This window comes from Domibacillus sp. A3M-37 (genome assembly GCF_024213455.1).
Taxonomy (GTDB): domain Bacteria; phylum Bacillota; class Bacilli; order Bacillales; family Domibacillaceae; genus Domibacillus; species Domibacillus tundrae.
On record NZ_JANAVL010000068.1, the window covers coordinates 1 to 987 of the forward strand.

Annotated in this window: 2 protein-coding genes; one reads left to right on the forward strand and one right to left on the reverse strand. The window is 36.5% G+C overall.

Features of this window, described 5'->3' with window-relative positions; genetic code table 11:
- A partial coding sequence (locus tag NLX67_RS22565; RefSeq protein WP_254313633.1) for a glycosyltransferase family 2 protein occupies positions 1-362 on the reverse strand: 362 nt, incomplete at its 3' end.
- Between the two features lie 371 nt (positions 363-733).
- Between NLX67_RS22565 and NLX67_RS22570 the strand changes: the two genes are divergently transcribed.
- Positions 734-987: DUF5063 domain-containing protein (locus NLX67_RS22570; protein ID WP_483863877.1), on the forward strand; the 254-nt coding region annotated here is incomplete at its 3' end.

The following is a 987-nucleotide window of genomic DNA, read 5'->3' on the forward strand; positions in this document are numbered from 1 at the left end:
GATGTCCCGCCACCGATAAATAACCCGCTCGATAATAACAAATTCACTCTAGATAGGAATCCTTTAGACATTCTGGTATCTGCATCTATCGTAATCAGAATATCTCCAGTGGCAACTTTCGCCCCTGCATTTCTAATCTTTGAAAGATTTTTGTCCTTATTTTTGATCGTGATCGCATTATAGGATTTTGCGATCTCCTCCGTCCGATCTGTACACCGATTCAACACAACAATAATTTCAACCTGATCCTTATACCTCTTTGAAGCAGCTTTGATGGATTCCAGACACCCCGCTATATATTTTTCTTCATTGTGGGCAGGTATGATGATAGAAAACTTCTTATTCCTATTTTCCTGTGTCAATTTTCTCGCCCTTTCTTTATATAATTCAAATTCAAAAAGTGGCAGCTTAGAAGATTGATTCTAATACCACTCAGTTATATAAAATATGAAAAAAGTGACGGATTGCTTGTACATTTTTCCTGTTTCTTATAAGAATGTTAGTGGATTCAACGAATTTACAAATGAAGTTATATGAAAATATAGGAAAATGAGACGGAGTAAGTGGTATACACTTGGGAAACTGACGGATAAATCTTTATGTGTTCAATTGAATAGCTGGCTATGTATAAAAATGGAAAACTCCTTGTCTTGCTCTTAGATTTATATTCGAAGGCAATGTAACTTCCAATGTTGAGCCAGAGAACGATAAGGCTATTGGTCTTGATCTAATTATTCCTAAATTAGACTTCAAAGGATTCGAGCATTATTGGGAAGTTTTCAATCCTTATAAATTAGAGGAACCTGTGGCGGCCAGTTTATCTGATGATATTTTGGATATGTATAAAGACGTTAAAAAAGGAGTACTTTTGTATGAGCAACGAGAATTTACAGAGGGAATCTGGGAATGGAAATTTAGCTTTGAAACACATTGGGGCAACCACACAAGAGACCTGGGCGACTCAGAAGTGCATTTGCTGCACTTGCT